This window comes from Morganella sp. HSTU-ASny43 (assembly GCF_022819185.1).
Taxonomy (GTDB): Bacteria; Pseudomonadota; Gammaproteobacteria; order Enterobacterales; family Enterobacteriaceae; genus Morganella; species Morganella morganii.
The window spans coordinates 1-5,114 of the sequence record NZ_WSPG01000055.1 but is presented as its reverse complement, the minus strand read 5'-3'; the positions used below and the strand labels follow the sequence as shown (position 1 = coordinate 5,114).

General features: G+C 47.3%; 8 protein-coding genes and 1 pseudogene. All 9 read right to left on the bottom strand.

The annotated features are described in order from the left end of the window. Positions 1 to 470, bottom strand: a pseudogene (locus GN208_RS17470) (terminase large subunit); the annotation flags it as partial. A gap of 3 nt (positions 471 to 473) precedes the next feature. Further along, positions 474 to 944 carry a phage terminase small subunit P27 family gene (locus GN208_RS17465; RefSeq protein WP_015422647.1) on the bottom strand — a complete coding sequence of 157 codons (471 nt, stop codon included), beginning with the start codon at positions 942 to 944 and terminating at the stop codon, positions 474 to 476. 146 nt (positions 945 to 1,090) lie between these two features. Beyond that, the gene (locus tag GN208_RS17460; RefSeq protein WP_071823269.1) at positions 1,091 to 1,444 is read right to left on the bottom strand and encodes an HNH endonuclease signature motif containing protein; all 354 of its coding nucleotides are present in this window, start codon (positions 1,442 to 1,444) and stop codon (positions 1,091 to 1,093) included. 108 nt (positions 1,445 to 1,552) lie between these two features. Further along, entirely contained in the window at positions 1,553 to 2,068 is a 516-nt protein-coding gene (locus GN208_RS17455; RefSeq protein WP_096875121.1) for a lipocalin family protein, read from the bottom strand. A gap of 619 nt (positions 2,069 to 2,687) precedes the next feature. Continuing rightward, a complete protein-coding gene (locus tag GN208_RS17450) occupies positions 2,688 to 3,065 on the bottom strand; it encodes a hypothetical protein (RefSeq protein WP_004238716.1) in 378 nt (125 codons plus the stop codon). Next, positions 3,062 to 3,202 (bottom strand): hypothetical protein, encoded by a 141-nt coding sequence (locus GN208_RS17445; RefSeq protein WP_243828499.1) that lies wholly within the window; start codon positions 3,200 to 3,202, stop codon positions 3,062 to 3,064. Before GN208_RS17445 ends, GN208_RS17450 begins: the two co-directional genes overlap by 4 nt. After that, complete coding sequence (locus GN208_RS17440) at positions 3,202 to 3,678, bottom strand: lysozyme (RefSeq protein ID WP_214215645.1); 477 nt, start codon at positions 3,676 to 3,678, stop codon at positions 3,202 to 3,204. Before GN208_RS17440 ends, GN208_RS17445 begins: the two co-directional genes overlap by 1 nt. Next, positions 3,671 to 3,862: a phage holin family protein gene (locus tag GN208_RS17435; RefSeq protein ID WP_004238694.1), complete on the bottom strand. Its 192-nt coding sequence runs from the start codon at positions 3,860 to 3,862 to the stop codon at positions 3,671 to 3,673. Before GN208_RS17435 ends, GN208_RS17440 begins: the two co-directional genes overlap by 8 nt. A 671-nt stretch (positions 3,863 to 4,533) precedes the next feature. After that, complete coding sequence (locus GN208_RS17430) at positions 4,534 to 4,743, bottom strand: hypothetical protein (protein ID WP_015422643.1); 210 nt, start codon at positions 4,741 to 4,743, stop codon at positions 4,534 to 4,536. Between the last annotated feature and the right edge of the window lie 371 nt (positions 4,744 to 5,114).

The following is a 5,114-nucleotide window of genomic DNA, read 5'->3' as shown; positions in this document are numbered from 1 at the left end:
CGGGTGGTGGCCGCCGAGTAAACCTCGGCGCCACCCTCACCGTCAGCGCCGGTCATGTACAGACCGATACCGGATGAAAGGGTGGATTTGGCGTTTTTACGCGCCACTTCGTTATAGGCAGTACGGAAACGGCGAACCAGTACCGGATCGCCGTCATCGTCGTGCTGAGCTTCTCCGCTGAGTTCATCAACCAGCGGGATCACAAAGCCAAAGATATTAATCAGAATAAAGGTATGCCACGGCATCAGCTCTATCGGCTTACCTGCCAGCGCCCCTTTGACGTGCGGGACAAACTGGTAAAAATCCAGAATATGCTGGGCGCGTTCTTCAATGAAAAAGATGTCGCGCTCAGGGCCACGCTCTAAATCATCAAGAAACCGCTGACACGCCAGGCGTATCAGTTCGCCCGTAACTATTTCTCCGGCAACCACCTGCTCGGCGTACCGGATCCCATCTGCTACGGTTGCCATTCATCATTTGCGCTTTTTCATAAATGCCTCGAAAGGGTCTTCTTCGGCTGGTGTGTTAATCGTTACCTTCGAGCGGGACGCCGGGGTCATACCAAATTCACCCAGCATTGCCCGGATCCGTTTCCAGGCATCGGCTTTCATTGCCGCCACCGGGTGTGCTTTTATCAGTGGTCCGCCATCACTCTGTGTTGTGTAGGTGTAACCTTCTTCGTCCAGGGTGTCGCAGTGCTGCCGGTATTCGGTGTATGCCTCGATCAGCAGCTCCAGCGCTTTGGCATCCATCGAACTCATCACGCCCATGGCATCGAGTTCTTCCCCGATCCGCTTAAACCAGTATTTCCCCTGCTTGGTAAAATGCTTCGGAGTTGGGGGTACCCCTGACGGCGGTTTTGGTTCTTTTTTATTGATCGGGCGTTTTGATGGGTTACCCCTGACCAAACGCAGGTGTGACGGGGTTTTCGGTGGTCCCGACATAATCGTTTTCTCCTATTGATTCCCATCCGGGGATCCCGGAAAAAAGTTTTCTAACCTGCGGCGATCTGAAAAGAGGCAAGGCGGCGGTCCCGGATAGATAAAGCTGCAGGGATTTGACCTCCCCCTCCCCCATGCATCATGAGCAGTCAGCCGCGATTGCGTTCTGTTGCCGTCTTGCGGTAGTGGCACGGCCAGCACAAGCTTTGCAGATTGCTTTCCGCATCGGTTCCCCCATGAGCCTTGGGTGTGATGTGGTCGACTGTCTTCGCCTCGGTTGCCCGGCCTTCGCGCAGGCATTGCTGGCACAGATATTTATCTCGGCTCAGAACCACCAGCCGCAGCCTGTCCCATTTGGTGCCATAGCCACGTTCCTGTCTGCTCTTACCCTGCTGGTGGTTCTCCCAGCCTGTATTACGGTGTTCTTCGCAGTATCCGCTGCGGTCGGTAGTTGTCTTTGCGCAGCCACGTTTGCGGCAGGCGCGGGGGATGCGTAATGGCATAGATTTCCCCAATAAAAAACCCGCCGAAGCGGGTTGTTGTGCTTTATTTGCTGAAATATTTAATATTCAGTCCATTCCGTATCCCGGGGAATAAACCGAAATATAATCTTATTGAAATATAAGTATTCTTTCTCTGTCAAAACCATGTTCACCGGCAAAGCTGAGATACTCATTTAACAGCTCTGGCGGCATAGCTGGTGTACGTGACAACACCCACAGGTAATCTTTATCGGGGCCAACAACCAGTGAGTACTGATAGCCATCATCAAGCTTAATAATATTGTAACCTCCATAGAAAGGTCCGAAGAAAGATACCTTTAACGCCCCTGTATCGGCTGAGTTAACAAAATAGGCCTTTCCGGTACTCTCTTTCCATTTATTGTTACTCGCATCCCACCCCCTGTTGATAACCTTCACACCACCATCATCACGAAGAGAATAGTTAGCTGTAACTTTGCTTAAGCCTTTTTCAAAACGATTATCTATCCTGGCAATTTCATACCAGTCACCTAAGTAATGAGATAAATCAAAAGGTTTAACCGGGGTTATATCTTTGGGTACCTTGACACTGCATCCATTAAGCAGAAACATGCCCAAAAACATAAAAACTGACTTTATCTGCATCATAACCTCATCAAGTTATTAACCAATGAGATACTTTCGCATAAAAAATGTGTTTGTACGATCTATTCGATATTCAGCTGTAGTCATTACCCTTGTCTCAATACCATCGATACACAAGCGGATCTATAGGAAGGTTCTGGCTGGATGCATGGCTGATTTCCTGCAGGTAAGGTAATACTTTACCCAACACCATAAACGCCTGACATATGATTCACTTTATCTTAATGAATCACATTCGTAAAAAGCCCCACCATTTAGCAATGGTACTATTGATTTACCAGCAAAATTGCCTGTATATTGAGCATCGTTGTTAGAGTAAATATTCTTTATCAATTGCCTATTTGCCCTGTTCTTACAGGGCATTTTTTATTTGTTCCGCATATTGTAATTACGGAATTATCGGGGATATACTCAACCCGAAGATCACAATAAAAATATCCTGAATCTTTTATATATACCCCCTCGTCATGGGGGGCTTTTTTACTTCATTCTCTCCGCTTCTATCTCCCGTATTGACCGCTTATCGTGATTACAGTCAGCTATCGACTTCATGACATCAGCCAGCAACAGGATTACATCGCCGTAAGTAAGTTCATCAGGAATAACCGGCTGCTCACAATCAGCGGTCAGTTGCGGCGGAAGCGGCACCACCGGCGCGGGTATTAATTCCGGTCGCGTATCTGCGCAACTCACTGACAGCATCAGCGGGAACAGGAGCAGCAGCGCATTCGCTGTCCTTAAATACTGTTTTGATAACTGTCTTAACGTTGACATGCTCTGTATCCTCAACCTGTTTGGCTTTGATATTGTCGAGTGCTGCGCGGTGTCTGATGGCAACGGCTGAAAGCGTGATGGTATTTATCGTCTGCTGTGCTGACAGCTGTCCGGACAACGTTATGTTATTCACCTTCAGCTGCTGGTTATCCCGGTAGGTGTCATATACCCACCAGGCAGCAGTAATAAACAGCGCAGCAATTACCGCTTCTTTCCAGTTCATGGCGCTTCACACTCATAGTGGATCACACCGTCCAGCGGGTTATCCGGCAGAGGCTTACAGTGATTCGGGAGTGAATACAGATAACAGCCCGCCAGTAGGCAGGCCGTAAGAAGAATGATCGCGTTGATGATCAGCATTATGGGGTTCCGTGACATATCGCTTTCTCCGTCTCGCGCCGGTTAATCAGACCCTGCCACCGCTTACCACCGGAAAATGTCCAGCGCTTCATTTCGTCACACGCACCGGCGATATCACCGGCGTTGAGTTTATGCAGCATAGTGGAGCGCGAGAACGCGCCGGGGCCGACGTTGTAGACAAATGAATAGATGGCCGCCCGGGTATTGTCATCAATCGGCACTTTAATCATAGGATCAACCGAGTGCCGGACTTTCGTCAGGTCGTCGTGCAACAGGGCCTTGCATTCAGCGTCCGTGTACAGCTTGCCGGGCTGAATATTACTGCCGGTATGGCCATAACATACGGTGAGCACTCCGGCCACATCACGATAAGGCATATACTCAACACCTTCATATGCGGGGATCAGCACCAGCGCACCGGCAATTGCCCCGGCAGCACAAGCGGCCATTACCTTTTTAACCAATCGCTTATTCATGATGTTCACCTGCTTTCAACTGGAATTCCTTCCGTTTGTAATACCAGTTAACCAGGAACGTACCGACGGTACAGATGATCCCGGCAACAATGGCCCACTGATCCAGAGATAAAATGCCAAAGGCAGAGGTTATAAGCCCCCAGGCATATGCTGTAGGGCTGGAATATTTGTCAGACATGCGCATATCCACCCCCTGCGGAGTGTTCCGTATGTTGAGTGATAGGGTAATGCCACAACCGAGTTATATGTTTTAAACAGGTTAAAATGAAGTGGCTGCGGCATGGTTCGGATAATCCCACCAGCGGCGGGAAAGCAATAAGAAAAGCACTGTGACCGAATACGGATTAGGTAATGAGCCTGTCGCATTCCAATGCTCTTATTGTTGCGGGCAATAAAAAAGACCGCACATGGCGACCTTTGAAATTTATGAAATATTTTTTATTTCACCCTTTTACTCTGATAGCATCAGGCTCTGATAGTTTGCAATATGGGGTTAACTGACATGTATAAGGCTGGAACATTATTAATTATCGTACCTTTTCTTTTAGCTACGGGGTGCTCACCAAAAATCAAACACCAAACCGGTCAGGATGCATGCGTAATAAAAATGGATACTCCGGAAGGGAACCAGCCAGGCAAAATAGACCAGGTTGACGGAAACAGTCCTGAATGCAGAGCTATAGAAAAATCAATAAACAAAGCTATTTGACTTATTTATCATAGATATAAAAACCACTGATTATTTAATCTAACTACGCATCCACACCAAACTTTTACAGCGTGATAATCAGTTGTTCGGAATAACCGAACATGTGAGCTATCCGGAAACTCCGGAGAGTTGAGCCTGTAAGATTATCACTGAGTCTCTTCATCATGCTGGTTTATGCATAACGGACATAAAACCACTGCCCCTCTTGCCACAACGATAGCCTGCTGAACCGCAGCGTGCTCTCCCCAGTAGTATCCAACATACACTGTACTTTTTGCCTGTTGTAATTTCGGACATGCCTTTTTATGCAGAACAGAACAAGTATCGCTGCCCGGTAACGTCAAAAAATAATCCATATACCCCGCCTGTTATTCTTTTATTCACAGAAATATGGATAACACCCTGACAAGAATTTTAAAAATTAAAAAAACTGTTGATTTCGACCTTAGTCTGCTCAAACCACCCCACTTCCATCCCGACACCCAATATCCAGCGGTTATGCTTCAGTACGGCTTTCAGTTTTGTTCCGGACCCCGCCGATCACATCACCTTCTTCCTTACCACCGGATTCGCACTATATTTAATACAGACAGAGCAAATTTAAGATTGCCAGCATGAAAACCTATACCGGTAAACGAGTCCCTTCATATCATTCTGAGTGATAATCAAAACAAGGCATCTCACCATAGTTAATCTTTTTTAATTATATTACGTGTAAATACCTGAA